General features: G+C 68.3%; 26 protein-coding genes. 14 read left to right on the forward strand and 12 right to left on the reverse strand.

Features of this window, described 5'->3' with window-relative positions:
• Positions 1–1,750: 1,750 nt before the first annotated feature.
• The 3 genes from EV651_RS23565 to EV651_RS23575 form a co-directional block, all read right to left on the reverse strand.
• Entirely contained in the window at positions 1,751–2,380 is a 630-nt protein-coding gene (locus EV651_RS23565; protein WP_370353220.1) for a cation diffusion facilitator family transporter, read from the reverse strand.
• Between the two features lie 205 nt (positions 2,381–2,585).
• The gene (locus EV651_RS23570) at positions 2,586–2,972 is read right to left on the reverse strand and encodes a metalloregulator ArsR/SmtB family transcription factor (RefSeq protein WP_133787423.1); all 387 of its coding nucleotides are present in this window, start codon (positions 2,970–2,972) and stop codon (positions 2,586–2,588) included.
• A 9-nt stretch (positions 2,973–2,981) separates the two neighbouring features.
• On the reverse strand, positions 2,982–4,328 hold the full coding sequence (locus EV651_RS23575) for a methyltransferase (protein WP_133787424.1): 1,347 nt from the start codon (positions 4,326–4,328) through the stop codon (positions 2,982–2,984).
• Positions 4,329–4,504: 176 nt separating this feature from the next.
• Between EV651_RS23575 and EV651_RS23580 the strand changes: the two genes are divergently transcribed.
• From EV651_RS23580 to EV651_RS23590, 3 genes are all read left to right on the forward strand, one after another.
• Positions 4,505–5,002 carry a GNAT family N-acetyltransferase gene (locus EV651_RS23580; protein WP_238157146.1) on the forward strand — a complete coding sequence of 166 codons (498 nt, stop codon included), beginning with the start codon at positions 4,505–4,507 and terminating at the stop codon, positions 5,000–5,002.
• Positions 4,974–5,690 carry a bifunctional 2-polyprenyl-6-hydroxyphenol methylase/3-demethylubiquinol 3-O-methyltransferase UbiG gene (locus EV651_RS23585; protein ID WP_166658738.1) on the forward strand — a complete coding sequence of 239 codons (717 nt, stop codon included), beginning with the start codon at positions 4,974–4,976 and terminating at the stop codon, positions 5,688–5,690. Before EV651_RS23580 ends, EV651_RS23585 begins: the two co-directional genes overlap by 29 nt.
• Positions 5,691–5,791: 101 nt before the next feature.
• The gene (locus EV651_RS23590; RefSeq protein WP_133787426.1) at positions 5,792–7,600 is read left to right on the forward strand and encodes a glycoside hydrolase family 2 protein; all 1,809 of its coding nucleotides are present in this window, start codon (positions 5,792–5,794) and stop codon (positions 7,598–7,600) included.
• Here EV651_RS23590 and EV651_RS23595 read toward each other — a convergent pair.
• Entirely contained in the window at positions 7,585–8,574 is a 990-nt protein-coding gene (locus EV651_RS23595) for a putative sulfate exporter family transporter (RefSeq protein ID WP_238157147.1), read from the reverse strand. The genes EV651_RS23590 and EV651_RS23595 overlap by 16 nt on opposite strands.
• Before the next feature lie 197 nt (positions 8,575–8,771).
• Here EV651_RS23595 and EV651_RS23600 point away from each other — a divergent pair, with 197 nt between their 5' ends.
• Positions 8,772–9,545 carry a GntR family transcriptional regulator gene (locus tag EV651_RS23600; protein ID WP_202870479.1) on the forward strand — a complete coding sequence of 258 codons (774 nt, stop codon included), beginning with the start codon at positions 8,772–8,774 and terminating at the stop codon, positions 9,543–9,545.
• Positions 9,546–9,636: 91 nt separating this feature from the next.
• On the opposite strand, the gene EV651_RS43110 is transcribed toward EV651_RS23600, so the two are convergent.
• Positions 9,637–10,557 carry a LysR family transcriptional regulator gene (locus tag EV651_RS43110; RefSeq protein ID WP_133787428.1) on the reverse strand — a complete coding sequence of 307 codons (921 nt, stop codon included), beginning with the start codon at positions 10,555–10,557 and terminating at the stop codon, positions 9,637–9,639.
• 109 nt (positions 10,558–10,666) lie between these two features.
• Here EV651_RS43110 and EV651_RS23610 point away from each other — a divergent pair, with 109 nt between their 5' ends.
• The 5 genes from EV651_RS23610 to EV651_RS23630 are packed head-to-tail and all read left to right on the forward strand — an operon-like array spanning position 10,667 to position 14,036.
• On the forward strand, positions 10,667–11,377 hold the full coding sequence (locus EV651_RS23610; RefSeq protein ID WP_133787429.1) for an SDR family NAD(P)-dependent oxidoreductase: 711 nt from the start codon (positions 10,667–10,669) through the stop codon (positions 11,375–11,377).
• A 1-nt stretch (position 11,378) separates the two neighbouring features.
• On the forward strand, positions 11,379–12,473 hold the full coding sequence (locus tag EV651_RS23615) for a YbfB/YjiJ family MFS transporter (RefSeq protein ID WP_202870480.1): 1,095 nt from the start codon (positions 11,379–11,381) through the stop codon (positions 12,471–12,473).
• Positions 12,470–12,820, forward strand: coding sequence for an SgcJ/EcaC family oxidoreductase (locus tag EV651_RS23620; protein ID WP_133787430.1), 351 nt, complete (start codon positions 12,470–12,472; stop codon positions 12,818–12,820). The genes EV651_RS23615 and EV651_RS23620 overlap by 4 nt, the downstream gene beginning before the upstream one ends.
• Before the next feature lie 11 nt (positions 12,821–12,831).
• On the forward strand, positions 12,832–13,227 hold the full coding sequence (locus EV651_RS23625; RefSeq protein ID WP_133787431.1) for a VOC family protein: 396 nt from the start codon (positions 12,832–12,834) through the stop codon (positions 13,225–13,227).
• A gap of 23 nt (positions 13,228–13,250) precedes the next feature.
• Entirely contained in the window at positions 13,251–14,036 is a 786-nt protein-coding gene (locus tag EV651_RS23630) for an arylamine N-acetyltransferase (RefSeq protein ID WP_133787432.1), read from the forward strand.
• 4 nt (positions 14,037–14,040) lie between these two features.
• On the opposite strand, the gene EV651_RS23635 is transcribed toward EV651_RS23630, so the two are convergent.
• Positions 14,041–14,643: a flavin reductase family protein gene (locus EV651_RS23635; protein WP_133787433.1), complete on the reverse strand. Its 603-nt coding sequence runs from the start codon at positions 14,641–14,643 to the stop codon at positions 14,041–14,043.
• A 66-nt stretch (positions 14,644–14,709) separates the two neighbouring features.
• Here EV651_RS23635 and EV651_RS23640 point away from each other — a divergent pair, with 66 nt between their 5' ends.
• Entirely contained in the window at positions 14,710–15,426 is a 717-nt protein-coding gene (locus tag EV651_RS23640) for a helix-turn-helix transcriptional regulator (protein ID WP_133787434.1), read from the forward strand.
• 47 nt (positions 15,427–15,473) lie between these two features.
• Complete coding sequence (locus EV651_RS23645) at positions 15,474–15,713, forward strand: hypothetical protein (RefSeq protein ID WP_133787435.1); 240 nt, start codon at positions 15,474–15,476, stop codon at positions 15,711–15,713.
• A 333-nt stretch (positions 15,714–16,046) separates the two neighbouring features.
• On the opposite strand, the gene EV651_RS23650 is transcribed toward EV651_RS23645, so the two are convergent.
• The 5 genes from EV651_RS23650 to EV651_RS23675 form a co-directional block, all read right to left on the reverse strand.
• Positions 16,047–16,709, reverse strand: coding sequence for an anti-sigma factor (locus tag EV651_RS23650; protein WP_133787436.1), 663 nt, complete (start codon positions 16,707–16,709; stop codon positions 16,047–16,049).
• On the reverse strand, positions 16,706–17,215 hold the full coding sequence (locus EV651_RS23655; RefSeq protein ID WP_133787437.1) for a sigma-70 family RNA polymerase sigma factor: 510 nt from the start codon (positions 17,213–17,215) through the stop codon (positions 16,706–16,708). The genes EV651_RS23650 and EV651_RS23655 overlap by 4 nt, the downstream gene beginning before the upstream one ends.
• A gap of 34 nt (positions 17,216–17,249) precedes the next feature.
• On the reverse strand, positions 17,250–17,804 hold the full coding sequence (locus tag EV651_RS42510) for a DoxX family protein (protein ID WP_238157148.1): 555 nt from the start codon (positions 17,802–17,804) through the stop codon (positions 17,250–17,252).
• Positions 17,805–17,873: 69 nt separating this feature from the next.
• Complete coding sequence (locus tag EV651_RS23670) at positions 17,874–18,701, reverse strand: hypothetical protein (protein ID WP_133787438.1); 828 nt, start codon at positions 18,699–18,701, stop codon at positions 17,874–17,876.
• A gap of 63 nt (positions 18,702–18,764) precedes the next feature.
• On the reverse strand, positions 18,765–19,184 hold the full coding sequence (locus EV651_RS23675) for a MarR family winged helix-turn-helix transcriptional regulator (protein WP_133787439.1): 420 nt from the start codon (positions 19,182–19,184) through the stop codon (positions 18,765–18,767).
• A gap of 52 nt (positions 19,185–19,236) precedes the next feature.
• Here EV651_RS23675 and EV651_RS23680 point away from each other — a divergent pair, with 52 nt between their 5' ends.
• The 3 genes from EV651_RS23680 (at position 19,237) to EV651_RS23690 (ending at position 21,175) form a co-directional block, all read left to right on the forward strand.
• Positions 19,237–19,830 (forward strand): TIGR03086 family metal-binding protein, encoded by a 594-nt coding sequence (locus EV651_RS23680; RefSeq protein ID WP_133787440.1) that lies wholly within the window; start codon positions 19,237–19,239, stop codon positions 19,828–19,830.
• A gap of 128 nt (positions 19,831–19,958) precedes the next feature.
• Positions 19,959–20,573: a hypothetical protein gene (locus tag EV651_RS23685; RefSeq protein ID WP_133787441.1), complete on the forward strand. Its 615-nt coding sequence runs from the start codon at positions 19,959–19,961 to the stop codon at positions 20,571–20,573.
• A complete protein-coding gene (locus EV651_RS23690) occupies positions 20,570–21,175 on the forward strand; it encodes a hypothetical protein (RefSeq protein WP_133787442.1) in 606 nt (201 codons plus the stop codon). The genes EV651_RS23685 and EV651_RS23690 overlap by 4 nt, the downstream gene beginning before the upstream one ends.
• Here EV651_RS23690 and EV651_RS43320 read toward each other — a convergent pair.
• Positions 21,148–23,025, reverse strand: coding sequence for an alpha-amylase family glycosyl hydrolase (locus tag EV651_RS43320; protein ID WP_370353295.1), 1,878 nt, complete (start codon positions 23,023–23,025; stop codon positions 21,148–21,150). The genes EV651_RS23690 and EV651_RS43320 overlap by 28 nt on opposite strands.
• Between the last annotated feature and the right edge of the window lie 89 nt (positions 23,026–23,114).

Genomic DNA, 23,114 nt, shown 5'->3' on the forward strand with positions numbered 1-23,114 from the left:
CGATTCATGCGACAGCCTCTCGTCTGCCGCCGCCACCACACCGACCTGCACCACGGCCACTGGACCATCACCATCACCAACGGCCAAGTCCACGTCACCAGACCCACCTGGGCCGACCCACCAACCCGCCCACACCAACCACCCAACAACACACCCCGAGCACACAAGCCACAGGGCGATCGACACACGCCCGCAGGCCCACCGGACACCGCCTCCGGGGTACACGAGCCGTCAGGCGAGCGCCTCACGCCCTCAGACCCACCGCACGCCCCATCCTGGGCAAACGAGTCGCCAGGTGATCGCCCCACGCCCACGAGCCCACCCGATGACCCATCCCAGGCGCACGAATCAACGGGTGAACACCCCACGCCCTCGGCCCCAGCGGACGACGCCCCGCGGGCAAACAAACCACCGGACGGCGCACCTCGGGCACCCAAGCCACCGCGCGAGAACACCACGCCCTCGGGTCCAGCGGCCGACGCCTCCGGGGCGCACGAGCCGCCGGGTGACCACCCCACGCCCTCTGCATCATCGGAGGCCGTCTCCCGGGCACACGAGCCACCGGGTGACCACCCCACGCCCTCGGAGCCATCGGACGGCGAGCCGACGCACGCCGACAACCCAACGCCCCGAATCTCAACCCCACAAGACGATCCCTGGGATGAGACCACCGCGCCCGCAGCACCGGATGTAAGACCAAGCCGCTGGCACGCCGACGAGTCGACCCGCGCGGAAGCAGCCCGCTTCGCAGTCTGGGGCGAGCACGCCCCAAACAACTCCGACACCGGCCCACCCTCCTTCGCCACGACCTGACCCCACCAGGCGTGACGATCCGCGGGCAGCCGATTAGTCCGCCGCGCACACCTCTCTCCAGCCACGCCCGGAACGCGGTATGCCGGGCCGTGCCGTCCCCGGGAGGCGCCGTACCCGGGAGGCGCCGTGCCGGGACGTGGTACGCCCAGCACGAGCCGCACACGACGTGCTGCACCCGGGACATGCTGCGCTCGGGACATGCTGCGCCCGGGACGTGGTTCGCCTGGATTAAGGACGTGTCGCGCCCAGGACCTGGTGCGCCCGGCACGTGCTGTACAGGACGTGCTGCGCCCGAGACGTGCTATGCCCCGGACATGCTGCGCGCAGGACGCGCCGTACCCGGGAGGCGCCGTGCAGGGACGTGCTGTTCCCGGGACGTGCTGTGCTCAGGACGTGGTACGCATGGAACGCGCTGCGCGCAGGACGCGCCGCACCCGGGAGACGCAGTGCCGGGACGCGCTGCGCCCGGGACGTGCTGTGCTCAGGACGTGGTACGCATGGAACGTGCTGCGCACAGGACGCGCCGCACCCGGGAGACGCAGTGCCGGGACGCGCTGCGCCCGGGACGTGCTGTGCTCAGGACGTGGTACGCCTGGAACGTGCTGCGCACAGGACGCGCCGTACCCGGGAGGCGCCGTGACCGGGACGTTGTGTGCTCAGGACCTGCTGCACCCGGGACGTGCTGTGCAGGACGTAGTGACTGGGACATGCTGTGCTCAGGACGTGGCGTGCCCGGAACGCGCCCGTGACGGGGACGTGGTGTGCTCAGGACCTGCTGCACCCGGGACCCGCTACACCCGGGACGTGCTGTGCAGGAAGTGGTGCCTGGGATGAGCTGCGTGGGATGTGGTGTGGACTGGCAGGTGGTTTGAGGGTGGGCCGCTCGCTTGCTTGGGTTTCGCCGGATCGCAACGGTTGGCTGTTGCACGGTGCGGTGTCAGTCTCGGCACGGGCCGCCGAGGGGGGAGCAGCAGCCTTTGCCTTGCCAGGCTTCGATTCCTTCGCGTACTGCGACGGCTGCGATGAGCAGGCCGGCGATCGGGTCTGCCCAGGACCAGCCGAGGGTCGCGTTCAGGACGAGCCCGACGAGGAGCACCGCCGAGAGGTAGGTGCACAAGAGCGTTTGCGTCGAGTCCGCGACGACGGCGTTCGATCCCAGCGCCTTTCCGGTACGGCGTTGTGCCCACGACAGGAACGGCATCACGATCAGGGACGCGATCGCCAGACCGATTCCGACCGGAGACGTCTCGGGATCGGCTCCGGTGATCAGCGTGCGGATCGACTCGAAGCCGACGTACGCCGCGAGTGCGAAGAATGAGAACGCCAGCAGACGAAGGGCTTGACGTTCGCGGGACTCGGGCAACGGGTGGCGGAACTGCCACAGGATGATCAGTCCGCTGGAGACCTCGACGACCGAGTCCAGACCGAACCCGACCAACGCGACCGAGCCGGCCACCAACCCGGAGGTGATCGCAACGACCGCCTCAACCACGTTGTACGCAACGGACGCACCGGCCAGCAACTGCGCGCGCTTCCCCAACCGGCGACGCTCAACAGGATCCACCACCCAAGCAGCCCCCAGCTGCAACGGTTCACCCGCGACTGGGCTCAGCCGCAACGGTTCACCCGTAGCTCGGCTCGGGCGCAGCAGCTCACCCGAGGTACGGCTCGGCCGCACCGGGTCACCAGCGGCTCGGCTCGGCCGCGCCGGATCACCAGCGGTTCGGCTCGGGTGCAGCGGTTCACTGGAGGGTTGGCTTGGGTGCAGCGGGTCAGTCATGGCTGGGCTCCGGTGCGGTGGTCGCGTCGTGTGTCAGGCCGTAGTTCGGGCAGAGGGCGACGGCGTCGCCGGTTAGGGCTAGGAGGCGCTCGGCTGCGGCCAGCAGGTCCATCGTCGCCTCGGGGTGCGACAGGCTGAACATCGACGCCCGGCCCTGGGGTCGCGACTCGACCAGCCCGCAGTCGCGCAGGCACGCGAGGTGCTTGGAGACCGTCGACTGGGCGAGTCCGAGGTGTTCGGTCAGGTCGACGACCCGGTGCTCACCCAGTGCGAGATGCCGCACGATTGCCAACCGCGAAGCATCACTGAACCCGTGGAACAAACAACCGGCCACCGCCAACGCAGTCGCCTCGTTAACCTCGACCTGACCAATCGCCATTTGGCGATGTTATCGTGCAGTGGTGGTTCTGGCCAGACGGGTCCGGCTGAGGACGTAGGCGGTCGGGGTCGCGCCGTTGTATCTGAGCACGCGCTGACGCACGACCTTCAGGGCGCGCTGCCTCTCGATCGCGCTGTGGAGCAGGCGTTTGTCCTCGGTGAGGAGCACGGCGCGGCCGTCGGCGGTCAGGATCCGGTCGATCTCGGCCAGTGCGGCGGGATAGAGGGTGCGGTTGGCGCGATGACTGCCGACCTGCTTGCCGAACGGGAGATTCGCAACCACCCGATTCACGCTGCCGGACGCAAGCGGAAGAGCATCCGCCGCGCCCCGGACGAGGGAGAGTTCGCCGCCGGCGAGCGCGTCACCACTCGCGATCCTGAGGGCGTTGTTGGCCGCGATCCTAAGCGCGTCACCGCCCGCGATCGTGTGCGCGTCACCGCCAGCGATCCTTAGGGCGTCGCCGGCCGCGATGCTGAGTGCGTCGCCAGCCGTGATCCTGCGTGCGTCGCCGCCGGCGATCGTGTGCGCGTCGTCGCCCGCGATACCGAGTGCGCTGCCGCCCGCGATACCGAGTGCGTTGCCGCCCGCGATCCTGAGTGCGTCGCCGTCGGCGATCGTGTGCGCGTCGCCGCCCGCGATCGTGAGGGTGTTGTTGGCCGCGGTGCTGAGGGCGTCGTCGTCTGTGATCGTGCGGGTGTTGTTGGTCGCGGTGCTGAGGGCGTTGTTGGCGGCGATTTGGAGGGCTTGGGGGTCGTGGTCGAGGCCTAGGAGGCGGGTGGTGGGGTGTTGGCGGCGTACCGCTTGGAGGATGGTGCCGGTGCCGCAGAATGGGTCTACGACGTGCTGGCCGGGGCGGATCTTTGCCAACCGGACCAGCACCTCGGCGACGATCAGGTTGGTTGACCAAGGCAACCGTTCCGAACGGCCGAATCGCCGCGTCCACGACAGCGGACCGAACTCCGCGATCCACCCGGCGGCGGACGGGACGAGGTTGACGTCCCAGTTGGCCGGGCGGTTCAGCCAGCCGAATCGTTGCTCGGTCGCGTTGATCATCTCCCGTCGCTGGGTCGGATCGGCCGTCCCGACGCGAAAGCGGACAGGGTGCGGAAGGTTGCTGAGGGCTCCGCTTCGCAGTGATTGGTCGAGGTCACGTAGGGCGAGCGTCGAGTACAGACCACAGGCGGCGAGTTCGTCGAGCGGGCCGTCGATCGTGCACTCGACGGTGTCGACGGACGCCTGACGGATCGAGTGGATCGACGCCATCGCCCGCAGTTCCTCGATGAGGAGGTCGGTCGCGCCGTCGATGGTGCGCAGGACAAGGTGATCGGTGATGCAGGGCATGACAATGCCGGACAAGAAGGCTCCTGAAGGCTCGCGATCGACAGAACAGTCGAGGCGCGGCGCAGGCACGCCAGATCGAGCCGACCCCGTCCAGGGCCCGCCACGACGTACCTACACCTTCAGAAACGCTGCATCGAGCAACATCCTAGGGCGCGCCGCCGTACCGGCACACCTGCTCTTACGATGCGGGGGTGGAGCACATCGTGGAGGAGCGGTCGGCGGAGGACCTCGAGTTGGGTGAGTTGCTGGCGGCGGCCTACGGCGAATTGGTCGCGAAGTACGGGGCCGAGGGGCGGTCGCAGGTCAAGCGCGGTGCGCGGTACTTCGTGGTGCTCGACGACGCGCGGCATGCCGTCGGGTGTGGCGCCGTACAGGCGTTCGGGCCGGACAGCGAGCATCCAGGGGACGGCGAGGTGAAGCGGATGTACGTCGCCCCGGCCGCACGCGGGCGGGGATACGCGCGCGCCTTGCTGGCCGGTCTGGAAACGGCCGCTCGCGCTGCCGGCTACCCGATGCTTCGCTTGTCCACAGGTGAGCTCCAGCCCGAGGCAATCGCCCTCTACGAGTCGAGCGGATACACCCGCACGGCACCCTGGGGAAAGTACGTCGATCAGCCCGGAACACACTGCTACGCAAAGGGAATTCCGGTAGAATTCACTGGTGACGGGACCTCGCATTTTCACAGTTGACCAGTTGCTCGATGTGCTCGATCAGGTGGTGAGTTCGAGTGGGCGAGGGGACCGCTCCAGCACCTCCGCCGCGGAGTACTGGACCGGGTTGCTGACCACGCCCGGCCATCCGCTCGCCACCCAACTCCCGGACGAACCGCTGGTCGACTGGCACGAGCGAGGTCTGCTCGGAGAGCTCGAGAATGCGCGGGTTCTCGACGTCGGCTGCGGCGCGGGCCGCAACACCCGGTGGTTCGCCGAGCAGGGCGCGACCGTCGACGGGATCGACCTGGCCGCGGACCTCCTCGACACGGTACGGCCGACGATGCCCGCCGCTGTGACGTTGACAGCGGTCGACGTACTGCGTGATCCGCTGCCGGCCGGTCAGTACGACGTGGTGTACGACACCGGGTGCTTCCACCACATCGCCCCGCACCGCCGGATCACGTACCTGCAGCGGGTGCTGCCGCTCGTGCGCCCCGGTGGGCGGTTCGGGATCGTCACGTTCGCCGCCGAGCGGATGGAGATGCCCAGCGACCTCGACGTGGTCACGACCGGCGACACGTACGGCGGTATGACGTTTTCCGTCGAGGATCTCCGCACGATCTTCGGCGCCCTGACCCCGATCGAGCTCCGCGCCGTGCATCCGGACCGCGAAGGAACCTTCGCCGCTGACTTCCTCAACGCTGCCCTCTTCACCCAGCCCTGAGCAGCCTGTTTCCGGTGACTGGAACTGGCCATTGCCGAGCCTATTCCAACGTTGTAAAGTGCTCGTGTCCCGCCACCGATCAAGCACCACGGGAGACAACAATGTCGCAGCCTCGTGCGGAATACCCGCGTCCGCAGTTCGTCCGCCCCGAGTGGGTGAATCTGAACGGCGAGTGGCAGTTCGAGATCGACCGGTCGGACTCCGGGCTGGAGCGCGGCCTGCGGGAACGCGAGCTGACCCAGCGGATCGTCGTACCGTTCGCGCCGGAGACCGAGTTGTCCGGGATCGAGGACGTCGACTTCATGGAGGCGGTCTGGTACCGCACCACCGTCACGATCCCCGCGGAGTGGGACGGCAAGGACGCCGTACTGCACTTCCAGGCCGTCGACCACGACACCACCGTCTGGGTGAACGGCGAGGAGGTGGTCCGGCACCGCGGCGGGTTCACCCCGTTCAGCGCCAACCTGCACCACGTCGCCAAGCCGGGCGAGCAGGCGACCATCGTCGTCCGCGCCCGCGACACGCACCGCGGCCCGCAGGCGCGTGGCAAGCAGAGCCAGCTGTACTTCAACCACGCATGCCTGTACACCCGCACCACCGGCATCTGGCAGACCGTCTGGCTCGAAGCGGTCCCGACGGTGCACCTGAAGCGCCCGCGGATTACGCCGGACGTGGCAGGCACGGCGTTCCACCTCGAGGTACCGGTCTCGGCGAACAAGGCCGGCTACACGATCAAGGCCACTCTCAAGGACGCGGACGGAGAGATCGTCAGCCACCAGGTCCGCGCCGACCTCGACCTGGCGCCGCGTCTGACGCTGCAGATCCCGGCCGACCGCGTCCGCCTCTGGGACACCACGGATCCGCACCTGTACGACGTAGGCCTCGAGCTGATCGATGCCGACGGCAACGTGGTCGACGGCGCCGACTCGTACGCCGGCCTGCGGTCGGTGAGCATCAACGGCAAGGCGATCCTGATCAACGGCAAGCACGTGTTCCAGCGGCTCGTGCTGGACCAGGGGTACTGGCCGGAGAGCCTGATGACCGCGCCGTCCGAGGAGGCGCTGGTCCGCGACATCGAGCTCAGCCTGGCGGCCGGGTTCAACGGCGCGCGCCTGCACCAGAAGGTGTTCGAGGAGCGGTTCCTGTACCACGCAGACCGGCTCGGGTACCTGGTCTGGGGCGAGTTCGGCGACTGGGGTTCCGGCGTCGGCAACACCGACAAGGACAACCAACAGCCGACCGCGTCGTACGTCGGCCAGTGGCTCGAGGCGGTCGAACGCGACTACAGCCACCCGAGCATCATCGGCTGGTGCCCGCTGAACGAGACCCACCAGCTGCTGCACGACCGGATCACGCAACTCGACGACGTGACCCGCGCGATGTTCCTGGCCACCAAGGCCGCCGACACCACCCGCCCCGTGCTCGACGCCTCCGGCTACAGCCACCGCGTACCGGAGACCGACGTCTGGGACTCGCACAACTACGAGCAGGACCCGGCCGAGTTCGCGAAGCAGATGGCTGATCTGGTGAACCACAAGCCGTACAGCAACACCGGAGGCCCCGAGGGCAAGCCGATCTCGTTGGCGTACGACGGCCAGCCGTACTTCTGCAGTGAGTTCGGCGGCATCTGGTGGAACGCGGAGAAGGCGGCCGCCGGGAAGAGCGGGAACTCCGCGGACTCCTGGGGCTACGGACAGCGGGTCGCGAACGAAGAGGACTTCTACGCCCGCTTCGCCGGCCTGGTCGACGCGCTGCTCGACAACGAGTTGATGTTCGGCTACTGCTACACGCAGCTGACCGACGTGTTCCAGGAAGAGAACGGCATCTACAACTTCGACCGCAGCAACAAGCTCGACGTACCGCGGATCAAGGCAGTGCAGGACCGCCAGGCCGCCTACGAGAAGGACTGAAGCCCGAGGCTGCCGACAGCGACCAGGACCCAGAGGATCGCTCCGAGGAGGAGTGGCCTGGGTCCTGCGTCGCGCAGCTCGCGCGGGCGCAAGGAAAGGCCGATCGCGGCGAGGGCGGCGGTAATGAGGGTGCTGCCAACGATTGTCAGCGTGGGCAGCCAGCTTGACGGTACGGCGCCGGCCGAGCGGAGGCCCGCGGCGGCGATGAAGCCGATCAGGAACAGTGGGACGAGCTTGCGCCACGGCAACGGTTTACGAATCGATGCCGTGGCGCCTGCGTACGACCCCTCGGCCGCGGCGTCGAGAGCGCGGGCGACACGGTTCTCGCGCCGGATCTTCAGCGCGACCAGCGTCAGCACGATCGGGATCAAGGTCAGCGACCGTGTCAGCTTCACGACGATCGCCTGGTCGCCGGCAGCCTGGCTGTACGCATACCCGGCCGCGACGACCGACGACGTGTCGTTGACAGCCGTACCGGCCCACAACCCGAACGCCTCCGAGCTCATGCCTATCAGGTGGCCGAGCGGGGGGAACGTCAGTACGGCGACAATGTTGAAGGTGAAGATCGTCGCAAGCGCATAGGCGACCGACGAGCGCTTGGCGCCGATCGCGGCGGTCGCGGCCGCGATCGCGGAGCCGCCGCAGATCGCGGTGCCGACGCCGATCAGGATCTGGGTGTCGCCACGGACGCCGAGGATCCGGCCGAACAACCACGCACCGCCGAGGGCGAGCGCCAACGTGCCGAGCATGACGGGCAACGACGAGACGCCGACGCGCGCGACCTGCTGCAGCGACAACCCGGTGCCGAGTACGACGATCGACAGCTGGAGCAATGTCTTCGAGGCGAAGTCGTACCCGGGCCGCCAGACCTCCGAGCGCAGCGCCGGGATCACACTGCCCGCGATCACGCCGAGAAGGATCCCGAAGACCGGTCCGCCGACGAGCGGCACGAGCCGCCCGAGCGGGACTGCCACCGCGGTTACCAGGAGGACGATCCACAACCCTCGCAGGCGCCGTACGGCAGAGCCGAGGCGACGGACGGTGGGAGCGGCGGGGTGGGGGTGAGGTGGCCTAACCTCAAGCTGCACCACTAGCCGGTTCCCTCCTGCGAGAAATGTACGTACATTCACGGTAGGAGATGACCGGACATTTGGCAACTGGGAGGAACTGGGTGACCGTGCGCAGGCTCGACCGGGCCGGTGGAGATCCGTTGTGGAAGCAACTGCAGGAGGATCTGGTACACCGGCTGCGCTCCGGGGAGTTCGACGACGCGTTCCCGGGCGAGCTCGCGCTGGTCGAGGAGTACGCGGTCAGCCGGCACACCGTTCGCCAGGCGCTCGGTCAGCTCCGTACCGACGGGCTGATCGTCGCGGAGCGCGGCCGGCAGCCGCGGGTCGCGACAGCACCGGAGATCCGGCAGCCGATGGGCGCGCTGTACAGCCTGTTCTCCTCCGTCGAGGAATCGGGCCTGCCGCAGCACAGCGTCGTACGGGCACTCGACCTGCGCGCGGACGGCGTGGTCGCCGCTCGCCTCGACCTCGAAGGGTCGATCCCCCTGCTCTACCTAGAGCGTCTCCGGTACGCCGGTGACGAGCCGCTCGCCCTCGATCGCGTCTGGCTGCCCGCCGCCCTCGCCGAGCCGCTGCTGAACGCGGACTTCACCCACACCAGCCTCTACAACGAGCTGGCAGAACGCACCGGCATCAACCTCGACCACGGGCGCGAGGACATCCGGGCGATGAACCCGAGCCCGGCCGAGCGCGCGCTCCTGCACTGCCCCGACGACGCCGCGGTCTTCTCGATCATCCGCCGGGGCACCGCGCAGAACCGCCCGGTCGAGTGGCGGCACACGATCGTTCGCGGCGACCGCTTCGCCCTCTCCGCCGAGTTCTCCGCCCACACGGGCTACCGCCTGACGCCGTACCCGAACGCCAAGGCCTGGTAGCCGGACGCCAATGCCATCACAATTGCGCCCACCGGGCCGACTCCCGCGGGCACCTCGCCGGCGCGGGACATTGTGATGGCCTGGGCGTCCGTCAAGCGCCGAGTTCTGCGCGGAACGGGTCGTCGGCCGGCAACCAGCACGCGCGGGCATCGAACTCCACCTTCACATCCCGCGTCAGCGCCTCGACGGTCGCGAGTACGGCGGGTCTTTCCTCGGCGCGGCGTGACACCAAAGCCCAGGTCCACAACGGGATCGGGTCGACGACCGGGCGGCGGGCGAAGTCGCGCGGGAGCGGGGTCGCGTCCCGTTTCGGCGAGCTGACGACCGGGCGTCCGAGCCGACGTACATGGTCGTAGAACGCAGGACCGGTGATGCCGTGGTCCTCGATGCGGACCACTGACGCGCCGGTGGCGCGGGCGAACTCCACCGCGTAGATGTTCCACGAGGCCCACGCTTCGGTGTCCGCGTCGACCAGCACGACCGTGTCGCGCGCCGGCACGGGCGAGTCGTCACCGATCGAGAACGCGAACAACCGATCCGCACCCAGCAGCGAGCCGGCCAGTTCCTGCTCGGCGAGGTCGGTCGCACGCACCCAGCAGATCGCCAGGTCGATGCTGCCGTCCGCGACCCGCCCGGCCTGCGTGTGCGATGGCATCACCCAGGCATCCACAAGGAGTTGCGCGACCCCGGACACCCGCTCCGCCAGATCCGGCGGCCGCCAACTGACGTAGCCCAACCGCACCGGCTCACTCGCCGCGAACCCCCGAGCAGTACGTCGCAACGTATCGGCCTGCTCGAGCAACGCCCGCGTCTGCGGCAGCAACGTCTCGCCGAACGCGGTCAACCGCACGGTTCGGCGATCGCGCTCGAACAGCCGTACGCCGAGATCGCGCTCGAGCGACTTGATCTGTTGCGACAACGACGGGCCGGCGATGTGCAACCGGGTCGCGGCCCGCCCGAAGTTCAGCTCCTCGGCGACCGCCACGAAGTACCGCAACTGGCGCAGCTCCACGCCCGCAGCCTAGTAGGCCGCGCCTCTCAGCTGGGAGCAAGCCGGTCGTGGAAAAGCGCCGATGGTTCGACAACGATCGAAGTAAATCCACTCGAGGAGAGCGAGAACCATGAACCACCGCAAAGTAGCCGTCATCACCGGTGCGTCCCAGGGCATCGGCGCCGGACTCGTCGCGGCGTACCGCAAACTCGGCTACGCCGTCGTCGCGAACTCGCGCACGATCACTCCGTCCGACGACCCCGAAGTGCTGGCCGTACCCGGCGATCTCGCCGAGCCCGGCGTCGGCGCCCGGGTGATCGAGCAGGGTCTGGAGACGTTCGGCCGGATCGACACTCTGGTGAACAACGCCGGCATCTTCGTCGCGAAGCCGTTCACCGACTACACCGACGAGGACTACGACCTGACCACCGGCCTGAACCTGCGCGGCTTCTTCGACATCACCCGCCGTGCGATCGCGGCGATGCTCGAGAACCCCGACGGTGGCCACGTGGTCAGCATCACCACCACCTTCGCGGACCGCGGCTTCAGCAGTGTCCCGGCCGTGCTGGCCGCACTGACCAAGGGCGGCCTGAACTCCGCCACCAAGTCCCTGGCCACCGAGTACGCGACCCGCAACATCCGCGTCAATGCCGTCTCGCCAGGCGTCATCCGTACGCCGATGCACCCCGAGGAAACGCACGAGTTCCTCGCCGCACTGCACCCGGTCGGCCGGCTCGGCGAGATCGAGGAGATCGTCGACGCGGTCACGTACTTGGAGAACGCGAAGTTCGTGACCGGCGAGGTGCTGCACGTGGACGGCGGCCAGCAGGCTGGTCAGTGACATGAAGCAGTGGCGCCTGGCGGGTCAGGGTGCGGCGGCTTTGGCCGGTGGGATGGGCATCGGCCGGTTCGCGTACACGCCGATCCTGCCGCTGATGCACACGCAGGCCGGCCTGTCGCCGCGACTCGGCGCGGCTCTCGCCACGGCCAACTACACCGGCTACCTCGCCGGTGCGTTGGCGGCGATGGTCGCGCCGCGGCTCCTCCACTCCCGCTGGGCGCTTCGGCTGTCGCTCCTGAGCCTGGCCGCGACGCTCGCGCTGATGCCGCTGAGCCGGAGCGGTTCGCTCTGGCTGGGGTTGCGCCTGATCGCGGGGATCGCGAGCGCCTTGGTGTTCGTGATCGCGGTCAGCGCCGTACTCCCCCGGCTGCACAGCCACCACGTCGGCTGGACCTTCGGCGGCGTCGGCGCCGGCATCGCACTCTCGGGCGCGGTGCTGGTGGGCGGCGACTGGCGTACGGCGTGGTGGATCACGGCCCTCCTGACGATCGCCTGCACGGTCCCGGCGTGGCATCTGACCGGATCACCAACACTGTCGACCACTGCACGCGGGACCCGATCACGGGACTTCACCGCACTTCTCACCAGCTACACCTTGGAGGGGATCGGCTACATCATCGCCGGTACGTTCCTCGTGGCCGCGATCAACGAAACCGCCGCCGGGCCGGTCGGCAACGGCGCCTGGATCCTCGTCGGTATCGCTGCCGTACCGTCGACCGCGGCCTGGGCTCGCCTCAATCGCCGGTGGTCACGGTCGACCCTCCTGCTGGCCGCGTTGACGCTCCAGGCAATCGGTATCGCGTTGCCGACCTTTATGCACGGCGTCGCTGCCGCGCTGATCTCCGCCGCCCTCTTCGGCGCCACGTTCCTGGGCGTCGCCAACCTGGCGATCGCGATCGGCACCGAACTCCGCGTGCCGCACGCGGTCGCTATCCTCACCACCGGCTACAGCCTCGGCCAGATCGTCGGGCCACTGGCGGTCGGCCCCCTACTACACAACGGATATCACCAGGCGCTCCTGGTCAGCGCCGGCGTCGTGACCCTCGCCGCGGCCGCCGCGCTCCTGGTCCGCCGTCCCCTTAGGAGCCTCACATGAACGCCATCCTCACCAATGTCCTGGACCAGTGGAAGTCGGGCATCGACGACCACGATCCCGAACGCGTCGCCGCCCTCTTCCCGAAGGACGCCATCTTCCAGGGCCTGCATCCGTACGGCGTCGGTCGCGACACCGTCACGGAGTACTACGAGTCACAGCCTCTCGGACTGTCGCCGCAGTACCGGATCTTGGAGACGCGCGAGCTGGGCGACGACCTGCTGCTCGGGTACCTGACGGTCGACTTCACGTTCACCGACCGGCCTACGCTGACCGTCAATCTGAGCGTGCTGCTCCGTCGGACGGACGATGGTTGGCTGATTGCGCACTACCAGGTGTCGCGGTTGTAGATACTGGCTGGATGAGTGTCAAAGAGCTGCGTTTGGTTGTGACGGTTGACGACTACGACGCCGCGGTGGCGTTCTACCGGGATGCGCTCGGGTTGCCGGAGCGCGAGTCGTACACGACAGGGGATGCGCAGGTGATGATCCTCGAGGCCGGTCGGGCGACGCTCGAGATCGCGAACACCGCGCAGGCCGCGTACATCGACGAGGTCGAGGTCGGGCGGCGGGTCGCCGGCAAGTTCCGGGTCGCGCTCGAGGTCGAGGACTCGGCTGAGACCACGACGCGGCTGGCCGGCGCCGGTGCCGACGTGATCGCGGAGCCGACCCGTACGCCGTGGAACTCGCTGAACGCCCGCCTCGATACCCCGGGCGGCATCCAGCTGACCTTGTTCACCGAGCTTGACCTCAAGTGAACTGGAAGTGTTGAGGTAGCGGCATGTGGAACATCGACGACCTGGACCTGGATGCCTACCTCGCCCGGATCGGGCACGACCGGGTGCGCCCGTCCGCCGACGCCTTGCGGAGCCTGCATCGGGCGCACGTGCTGGCGATCCCGTTCGAGAACATCGACGTGATCCTCGGCACGCATCCCGGCATCGGCCTCGACGCGATCCAGGCCAAGCTGGTCGGCCGGCAACGCGGCGGGTACTGCTACGAGCACGCGCTGCTGTTCGGCGCCGCGCTGGAGCAGCTCGGGTTCGACGTCGTACGGCGGGTCGCCCGGGTGCAACCGCACAAGGCCGGACCGCGGACGCACGCGCTGCTGAAGGTGGGCGTCGACGGGCAGGAGTTCCTGGCCGACGTGGGATTCGGGGCCGGCCAGCTGTACCCGACCCCGTTGAAGGACGGCGCCGTCGTCGACCAGGCCGGCTGGGACCACCGCCTCACGCTCGACGGCGACCTGTGGACCCTGTCGAAGCAGACCGCCGACGGGTGGGTCCCCCAGCACGCCTCGAACGACGAGCCGGTCCGCCCGATCGACTACGAGGTCTACCACCACTACGTCTCAACCCACCCGAAATCCCCCTTCACCGGCCGCCCAGTAGTAATGCGAGTAGCCGACGGCGTCGTACGCCGCCTGGTAGGCAACACCCTCACCACCGAACAAGCCAACGGCCCCACCACCGAACGCAACGTCCCCCCAGCAGACCTTCCCGACGTACTCGCATCCCTAGACGTAATCCTCAACGAAGAAGAACTCGACCGCCTCCGCTTGGTCTAACTGCCTACCTTGGGGTTTCGGTGCGGAAGGACTCGCCTAACTCGGGGCCTAGGCCGTAGTAGTGGCGGAAGTTGTAGATGAGGGGTGACCAGGCGGCGGGGTCTACGTGTGAGGTGCCTGGTACGACGATCTCTTGGGCGGCGTGTACTCGGACGACCCGGGCCTGTGCGATCAGGAAGTTGCCTTTGGCATCTAGCTCCGAGTGGTCAACCGTGGCTTCGAACTGGAGTGGGCATTCGGCGACTCGGGGTGGGGTGACGAGTTCGGAGGGGACGGGGGTCAGGCCGGATGCGGTGAACTTGGCGCGTTCGTGGCGGAACCGATCCTGTTTGTGGGAAGGGACCGGGTCGGCCGCGGTCAACGGGGCGAGGCGTTCGACGACCTTCCACAGATCGGGTGACGGGTAGTTGATCACCACCTCCGGTCGCGCACGCAGGTTGATCGCAGTCTGTCCCGAGACCCCGACCCCAAGCACCACGACGTCGCCGAGCGCCCAGGCCGACGACATCGGGGCGAGGTTGACGGTGTCGTCCTCGTTCACGGTCGCGAGCAGTGCGACGGGCGTACCGACGTACAGGATGGAAGGTTCGATCGTCAGATGAGTCACGTGAACCGACGCTAGACACGAGACCGTTCGCTTGGGGCCTAACTGTGGGGGCGGGATGATGGGGGTATGACGGCCGAGGGTGAGGAGTTGGCGGGGTGGGCTCGGATGTTGGCCGATGGGACTCGGGCGACTGTTTGTCTGGCGTTGCTCGACGGGCGGGCGTGGACTGCTAGCGAGCTCGCCCGGCTGGCGAAAGTTTCGCGGCCGACGATCAGTGAGCACCTGAATCAACTGGTCGGCGGCGGGTTGCTGACCGAGGTGCGGCAGGGGCGGCATCGGTACGTGAAGCTCGCCGGACCGGATACGGCCGAGTTGCTCGAAGGTCTCGCCGCGTTGGCACCACGGCGTGAAGAAGTCGCGAACAGCCTGGCCGCGGTGAGCAAGCGGGACGCGTTCGCGCGGGCGCGCACCTGCTACGACCACCTGGCCGGCAAGCTCGGCGTCGCGCTCGCCGACGCGATGACCGAGCGTGGTCTGATCGACTGGTCGGAGGGGATCGCGTTGACGCCGGAAGGCCAAGCCTGGTTGGAAGATCTCGGCATCGAGGTCGACGTACGACGTGGCCGGCCCGCCATCAGGTCGTGTCTGGACGTGACCGAACGCCGCCCGCATCTCGCCGGCGCGGTCGGCGCGGCGTTGTGCAGGCACGCATTACGGAACGACTGGGTCACGCATATCCCGGGCGGTCGCGCGTTGAAGGTGTCGGGTTCGGTTCAAGCGTTCGGGTTGCCTGTGAGAGTTGTCAAAGAATTGCAGCCCGGCCCGCGTGAAACACAGAAGTAACACGCGCTCGGGAGGCGGCCGGCTCCGAAACCCCCTAGCCTTCGGCCATGACTGAGTTCGAGCCCGGCACCGATCTGGTGTCCCGACTCCCTCTGCCCAGCCATGTTGTCGTCCTGGCGGATGGCAAGTGGCGTCGCGGCTGGCTGATCGGCCGCGACCACGAGGAATCGGGATGGACCGCTCTGGTGCAGTACGAGGGCGACGACGGCACCGAGCGGACGGAACGCCTCCCGGCGGACCGGATCGCTCTCCCGGAGTCGAACGGCCCGACAGAACAAGCGTCCTAGGGAGGGAACGCGAACGACACGAAGGCCCCCGGGGTGATGAGTCACCGGGGGCCTTCGTTCGTAACGCTGCTTGGGCGCCTCAGAAGCATCGAGCACCCCGCCCCAGACCCTTCGGGCGGACGGCCTGGGACGGGATCCTCAGTGGCGTTACACACGGTGTATCGCCGGTGACGGCCGGAGTGTTACACAATCGGAAGAATTTCCTTGCAACCCGGTCACGACGTACTGCGACCCCGGTGCACGTCCCTGAACACCGGGGTCTGGATCGGAGGCCTCTCGAGCGACCGCCGCTCTTGCATCCCTGGTGCCCCGACGCGCTACGGTCATGCACGCTCAGAAACGAACGGCCAGCAGGACCCGCCCGGTTTCCGAGCTGCGGATGTCCAGGGCCTTGATCTCGTTGCGCTGCAGCTTCGTGGTCGCCGCCGGCTTCACCGTCGTCCCGGGCGCGGACGTCCAGCTGGCCATCAGCTCGATCTTTCCGGACGTGTCCGTTACGTACAACTCGTACCCGCGGGCGCGTTCGCTCGGCGTCGCGAGTTCGTCGTACCGGCAGCTGATCTCGATCGTCGTACCCCACGGCTCCGGCACCAGCCGGGCGTCCGCGGACAGTTTGCTGGACACCGTCTGGGCGAGTACGACGTAGTCGCCCTTCGGCTCGTCGCGGGTCAGCGGGACGATGATCAGGGCACCGATGACGGCGGCCGCGACGGCGATCCCGGTCGTCAGCGCACCGACCCGGATCCGCTGCCGGCGCCGGTCACGCTGAACGTTCCGGACCAGACCGGGCAGCAGATTCGGCGGATCCGACGCGACGGTGGCCAGCGCCCGATCGGCCGGCAAGGCCGCCAGCACGCCCGGGACGCCGGCCAGGGACGCGACTCCGGCCGAGCACTCCGCACAGGTGTGGAGATGCTCCTCGTACACGCGCCGGTCCTTCGCCGACAGCGCGCCGAGCAGGTAGGCCGCGTCCCACTCCCAGTACGGGTCGCTCACTGGCTCGTCACCCCCCTCTCCTGCAGCGCGAGCTTCAACGCTCGCAGCCCGTAGTGCAGCCGCGACTTCACGGTGCCCGACGGGATGTCCAGCTCCTCGGCGATGTCGGCGACCGTACGGCGCCCGTAGTACGCACGAACGATCACCTGCCGATGTTCCTCCGACAGCTGAGCCAGCGACTCGGCTACCAGCCAGGCATCCAGTACGGCGTTCGCGTGGTCGGCGCTCGGGTTCTCCGGGAGGTCGTCGCTGGCGACCTCCCGACTGACCCGCGCGCTGCGCCGGTCGTCGATGACGAGGTTGCGCGCCACCGTGAACAGCCATGCCCGGGCGCCCGCCTCGTCCTCGGCCAGGATGTTCGGCCGCCGCCAGGCCCGCAGCAGGGTCTCCTGGACGACGTCCTCCGCGAGCCGGTCGTCGCCGGTCAGCCGGACGACGAACCGCCACAGCGCAGGAGCGTGCACATCGTGCAGCTCGCGCAGCAGCGTCGCCCGGTCGTCGGCCATCGGCGCTCCTGCTCTGTGCGGGTCGGACATCGGGTTACTTGCTCGCCGCGGCGGCCCGCTGGACCGACCAGGCACCGTTGCCCAGGACAGCGATCAGCAGGAACGCGAAGCAGAACAGGGCCGCCTTCTCGCCACCATTCTGCACGGGCAGCAAAGCACCAGCCTGGTGCACGCTGAAATACGCGTAGGCCATCGATCCGGAGCACAGCAGCGCGGCGTACCGGGTGCCAGGTCGTGTCTGATGGTTCAGCGCCGTAGCGAGCAGGTGCTCGGTGCGGTGCATCGGCGTGCGGGGGCGAAGGTCTCGATGCGGAGCATCGTGGCCTTTGCACCCGTGCGGCGAGGTGCCGTGCCGAGTGCCGCGCAGTAGGCGCTGGACCATCAGACACGACCTCAGGCCGATCATCACCAGCGCACCGCCGACCGTCTGGATCAACGACGCCCACCAGGACGGCCAGACGAACGCGGCGACCTGTTCGGTGCCGAGGACACCGAACAGCGCGGCCGCGCCGTGGGTCGCGAACAGGAAACCGACGACGATCCGGAAGACGCCGATGACTTCTTTCTGAAAACGCTCGAGCACCTGCACAGGGCCTCACTCCTCGCGGCGTGGTTGTGGTCTGGTGCCTGGTTCGAACGATTGAACGCTCTACTTGGTTCAACGCTGGGTGATGTGAAGCTCACATTCCGGATCGGTTGTCTTACGGGTCGCGAATTGGTAACCCCGGGCGGCGACGGTCAGCCCGGCGCCCCAGACGACGTACGCCGGGACCGCGACCCAGAAGAAGCTGTCCGGGAGTCCGACATCGCCGTACACAGGCTCGCCCTGGACCGCGTTCCCGATCATCTGGAGCAGGCCGACGGTGAAGTACGCCGTCATGCCGCCGCCGATCGTGTAGCCGGGGAGCAGCACGAGCCAGCGCGGGAAGTACCGGCCGATGGGGTGCACCAGGAGGAACGGGAGGACGGTTCCCACGAGGACGAAGCCGCCTTCGAAGGCGATGATCGACAGGTTGCCGCCGTACGGCGTCTTCTCGAACCCGACGACTGCCTGCGCCGCGAGCCTGGTCAGGCACCCGGCGGTCGCGAGGCACGCACCCGCGGTCGAGACCCAGTACGGCCACGGCTTGGCCTCGGACTGGTGGGATTTGGCCAGGCGGCCGAGCAGCAGGGCACCGATCACCGCGCCCAAGCGGCTGAGCATCCCGGGCACGTCGATCGGGATACCGAGACCCGGCAGGACGGTGGCGACCAGGTCGAGCAGGATGAACGCGGCCGCGGCGACCCAGCCCGCAGCCAGCGCCCAGAGCAAGCGCGGCCGGATGCGGATCAGGGCGAGCGCGGTGACCAGACAGCCGACCACCGAGACCCAGTTCGGGACCAGCAGATCGTCGCCGGGCAGCTTCCACTGGGGTGCATGACCGGTCGCGAACCAGATCCGCACACCGCCGTACGCCACTGCCCACACCACGACCGCTCGTCTCATACGGCCAGTCTGTTGAGCCTCGGCCGCGCTCGGATCACCCGCACGAGGGAGCGGCCTCCATCGTCAGCGTGAAGCGTGCAGTTCTTGCAAGATGCGGACGAAGGTCTTGCGGTCGGCCGGCGTGAGCGTCGCGAGGACCTGTTCCTCCTGCGCCTGGATTTCCTTGCGGACGGCACGACGTACCTTGCGGCCCTGGGGTGTGATCGAGAGCAGGCGGACGCGGCGGTCGGCGGGGTCCGGGGTGCGCTCGATCAGGCCGGCCTGCTGGAGTTCGTCGAGGGTGCCGATGATGCGGGACTTGTCCGCACCGATCGCCTCGGCAAGCGCGGCCTGGGTCCGGACCGGGGTGTCGTCGAGCGCGGTGAGCACCGAATAGCCCCACATCGACACGTTGTGCGCGGCGAGCACGGGCAGTTCGATCGCGATCAGTTCCCGCACCAGCGGATACAGCATTGCGGCGAGGTCGGGTCGCTCGATTGCCATGTCCGGAAAGGTAGCACTGGCGCAATCATATGCTGGCGCTTACGATAGGCGCATGCCTACTATTGATTACGTTCAGCTCGACGCCGAGGCCGTCCGGGCCAGCATCGAGCTCGTCTCGACCGCGACCACCGACGACCTGTCCAAGCCGACCCCGTGCCGCGCCTGGACCCTCTACGGTCTGCTCGCCCACATGGCCACTCAGCACTACGGCTTCGCGGCCGCCTCCCGCGGTGAGTCCGACCCGGCGATCTGGAAGGTCCGCGATCTCGGCGACGACCCGGTGAAGGGGTACGTCGAATCCGCCGAGCATGTCCTGGACGCGTTCGCGCAGCCGGGGGTCGCGGAGCGGACGTTCACGCTCGCCGAGTTCGGCCCCGACGCCGCGTTCCCCGGTTCCCAGGCGATCAGCTTCCACTTCATCGACTACGTGGTCCACAGCTGGGACGTCGCGAAGTCCCTCGGTACGACGGTGACCTTCGCCCCCGCCACCCTCGAGGCGGCGCAGGACGTGGCCCAGATCGTGCCCACCGGCGAGGTCCGCCTCACCCCGGGTACGCCGTTCGCCCCCGACGTACCGTGGTCCGGCAACGACCCCCTCGACCGCATCATCGCCCACCTCGGCCGCAACCCCACCTGGCCGAGCTGATTCACCAGCCGGCGTCGGCGAAGCCGTGGTGCTGAACGTCCTGCGTTGACCTGCCTTCCCCGGTCACTTCGTTGCCTGATCCGGCCAACCGCGGCCGGGACAGGCACCGGCCGCCGAGCGTCGTACGTATGAATGACGAACGGTTGATGCTCCCGCTCGGTCACCTCGTCGGTTCCGGCCGGGTCCGACGCGGGACCGACGTGGTGGAACTGGACGATCGGCAGTACGCGGTCTGGGCGCTTGCGCACGGGTCTCCGCATGCGGTCGAGAAACAGATCACCTGGCAGCGCGACTCGATCGTGCAGCTGGCCCGGCACGCCGGTGTCGCCGACGCGGCGAATCTGGTGCAGGAACTGACCGGCCTCGGACTGCTGGCTGAGTTCAGACTGGACAGCGACGAGGCGATCGACTTCGCGCAACGCCACCAACTGACGCCGCTGATGCTCGGGCTGGGGAACACCGCGGCCGAGCCCGGCCGGTTCGCCATCGGCTTCCTCGGACAACCGGTGCTCCACGTCGACTTCGCCGTCTACGACTTGTGGCAGTGGTCGGCCATGGACGACACGCTGTGGGCAGTCTGTCGGAGTGCAGCCGGCGTCGCCGGCCGGACCGATGAGGACCGGCCGGGCGGGGTCGACGCCGAGAAGCTCCTTGCCGGGTTCCTTCCGGCCCTGCATCCACTGCTGCTGGTGAATGCGGCGTACGTCGATGTGAGCTTCCGGTTGCGTGGGGTGAGCGCATGAACAACGCACTGATCTTCCCGGTCGGTCACTATCTCGGCGCCAACCACCCGGGCGAGCAACACATCGTCCGGATCGGCTGGCAGCAGTACGAACTCAAGACGGGTGACGAACTGGCGGTCTGGGCGCTCGCCCACGGCGTACCCGGCACTGCCGGCACGCCATGGACGCGGGCAACCACCGAAGCCGTCGCCCTGGCCGGCGGGATCGCCGAAGCAGCGGCCGTGCTCGACCAGCTGCTCGGCCGCGACCTGCTCGTCGAGGTCGAGCCGAGGACCGCGGACGCGGCGGCGTTCGCACGTACCTGCCGGATCAGATCGCTGCTGGTGGGTTCCGGCGAACATCCGAGCGCTCCCGGTCGTTACGGCCTCGGCGCGGTCCCCGCGAATCCGACGGCGCGTGTCGACGGGTTCAGCTACGAACTGTGGATGTGGGCACCTGCCTGCGACAGTCTCTGGCAGGCCTGCGAGTACTTCGCCCGGGCCGAAGCCGGAGCGGATGCCGACGGCGTGAACGCCGAGCCGGCCCTGGACCGGGTCCTGCCCGCGGCACAGCTGCTGCTGGCCAACGGAGCCGCCTACTTGGACGAGGCCCGCGAAGCCTGACCCGGCCCGCGATCATCGCGGGTCAGGCTGAGCCACCGGAAGCCGTGGCCCTCCAGGGTCACGGCGTACGGCAGGTCGTCGATCACCCGGAACCGCTGCCGCCCGAGAATGTCGACCGGCCCGCGGCCGGCCCAGGCGCTCAGGTCCAGATCGGTCGCCTGGGTCGTGCCGGCGAGGTTGAAGATCCCGAGCATCACCTCGTCGCCGTGCTCCCGGGCGAACGCGAGCACGTGACCGTTGCTCCCGGCCAGGTCCGTGAAGTTGCCCACGGCAAGAGCAGGATGCAGCTTGTAGGACCGGATCAGCTCGCGGGTCCAGTACAGCACCGACGACTCGTCGTACAGCTGGTGCTCCACGTTGACCTCGCGGAACCCGTTCACCGGGTCGCTGACCGGCGGTAGGTAGAGGTGCCGCGGATCCGGATCGCCGCTGGAGGGCCGGTACGGCGCCGCGACCGAGAATCCCGCGTTGCGGTCCGAGGTCCAGGGCATCGGGGTGCGCTGGGCGTCCCGGTCCGGCAGCGTCGGGTCGTCGCCCATGCCGAGCTCGTCGCCGTAGTAGATGATGGGCGACCCGTGCAACGCGAACAGCAACGCGTTGGCCAGCTTGAGTTTGCCGATGTCGTTGCCGAGCAGCGGTGCCAGCCGGCCGACGAAGCCGTCGTTGGACTTGCGCAGATGCGTCGGGTCGTAGGTCGCGTGCAGGTACTCCCGTTCGGCCTGGCTGACCATCTCGGTGGTGCGCTCGTCGTGGTTGTCCAGGAACGTCATCAGCGCGGCGCTCGCGGGCAGCTCGGGCCGGCTGCGGACGAGCTCCCGGATCGGCTCGGCCACTCCGCTCGCGAGGGCCATGTACAGGCGCGGCATCAACGCGAAGTCGAAGGCCATCTGGAATCCGTCGCCGCCCTTGGCCGGATCGCCGAAGTACGCCATCAGGTCGTCGAGCGGCTGGTTGGCCTCACACAGCACCATCGCACCGTAGCGGTCGGCGAGTGCGCGCATCCGCCGTACGAACGCGTGCGTCTCGGGCAGGTTCTCGCCGTTCGTGCCCTCCCGGACGAACAGGTACGGCACGGCGTCCACCCGGAACCCGTCGACACCGAGCTCGAGCCAGAACTCCTGTGCGTCGAGAATCGCCTGCTGGACAGTGGGATTGTCGAAGTTCAGGTCCGGCTGGTGGCTGAAGAAGCGATGCCAGAAGTACTGTCCGCGGACGGGATCCCAGGTCCAGTTCGAGGTCTCGGTGTCGGTGAAGATGATCCGCGGACCGATCAACGGCCGGCCCGACGACGAGGTGATGCGCAGCCAGGTCGACTCCGGGTCGATGTCCCGCCGTTCACCGGTGTCCGGATCGAGGATGTACTCGGTTCCGTCCGGGTCGGTGTGCAGCGGGGTGTAGAACTGCTCGGGCGTGTCCGACCACACGTAGAAGTCGCCGTATGGACCGTTCGGGTCACGGCGGGACTCCTGGAACCACGGATGCTGGTCAGAGCTGTGGTTCGGGACGAAGTCGACGATGATCCTGATGCCCCGCTGGTGCGCCTCGGCGAGCAGTTCCTTGAAGTCGTCGAGTGTGCCGGCGCTCGGGTGGACGCCGGTGTAGTCGCTGACGTCGTACCCGCCGTCCTTGAGCGGTGACGGATAGATCGGGTTCAGCCACACGCAGTCGACACCGAGCAGTTCCAGGTAGTCCAGCTGGTCGATCAGTCCGCGGAGGTCGCCGTACCCGTCACCATCGGCGTCGCGGTAGGCCCGTACCAGCGCCTGATAGAACACCGCGTTCTGGTACCAGTGCGCGCCGGACGGTTGTGTCGTCGAGTCCCCGGTGACCGTCGTCGCGGGATAGACCACCGGCCCGATCTCCTCGGCGGTGCGCACCTGGTGCTCTTCGATACCGGCGTAGACGTCGACGGTCTGCTGCGCGATGACATCCCAGTGGT

The organism is Kribbella sp. VKM Ac-2571 (genome assembly GCF_004362255.1).
GTDB lineage: Bacteria > Actinomycetota > Actinomycetes > Propionibacteriales > Kribbellaceae > Kribbella > Kribbella pratensis.

Coding starts and splice junctions, on each gene's coding strand:
- EV651_RS23570 (WP_133787423.1), bottom strand. CDS start 2,972: ATGGCGATTGGTCAGGTCGAGGTTAACGAGGCGACTGCGTTGGCGGTG.
- EV651_RS23590 (WP_133787426.1), top strand. CDS start 5,792: ATGTCGCAGCCTCGTGCGGAATACCCGCGTCCGCAGTTCGTCCGCCCC.
- EV651_RS23610 (WP_133787429.1), top strand. CDS start 10,667: ATGAACCACCGCAAAGTAGCCGTCATCACCGGTGCGTCCCAGGGCATC.
- EV651_RS23615 (WP_202870480.1), top strand. CDS start 11,379: ATGAAGCAGTGGCGCCTGGCGGGTCAGGGTGCGGCGGCTTTGGCCGGT.
- EV651_RS23620 (WP_133787430.1), top strand. CDS start 12,470: ATGAACGCCATCCTCACCAATGTCCTGGACCAGTGGAAGTCGGGCATC.
- EV651_RS23625 (WP_133787431.1), top strand. CDS start 12,832: ATGAGTGTCAAAGAGCTGCGTTTGGTTGTGACGGTTGACGACTACGAC.
- EV651_RS23630 (WP_133787432.1), top strand. CDS start 13,251: ATGTGGAACATCGACGACCTGGACCTGGATGCCTACCTCGCCCGGATC.
- EV651_RS23640 (WP_133787434.1), top strand. CDS start 14,710: ATGACGGCCGAGGGTGAGGAGTTGGCGGGGTGGGCTCGGATGTTGGCC.
- EV651_RS23645 (WP_133787435.1), top strand. CDS start 15,474: ATGACTGAGTTCGAGCCCGGCACCGATCTGGTGTCCCGACTCCCTCTG.
- EV651_RS23655 (WP_133787437.1), bottom strand. CDS start 17,215: ATGGCCGACGACCGGGCGACGCTGCTGCGCGAGCTGCACGATGTGCAC.
- EV651_RS23670 (WP_133787438.1), bottom strand. CDS start 18,701: ATGAGACGAGCGGTCGTGGTGTGGGCAGTGGCGTACGGCGGTGTGCGG.
- EV651_RS23675 (WP_133787439.1), bottom strand. CDS start 19,184: ATGGCAATCGAGCGACCCGACCTCGCCGCAATGCTGTATCCGCTGGTG.
- EV651_RS23680 (WP_133787440.1), top strand. CDS start 19,237: ATGCCTACTATTGATTACGTTCAGCTCGACGCCGAGGCCGTCCGGGCC.
- EV651_RS23685 (WP_133787441.1), top strand. CDS start 19,959: ATGAATGACGAACGGTTGATGCTCCCGCTCGGTCACCTCGTCGGTTCC.
- EV651_RS23690 (WP_133787442.1), top strand. CDS start 20,570: ATGAACAACGCACTGATCTTCCCGGTCGGTCACTATCTCGGCGCCAAC.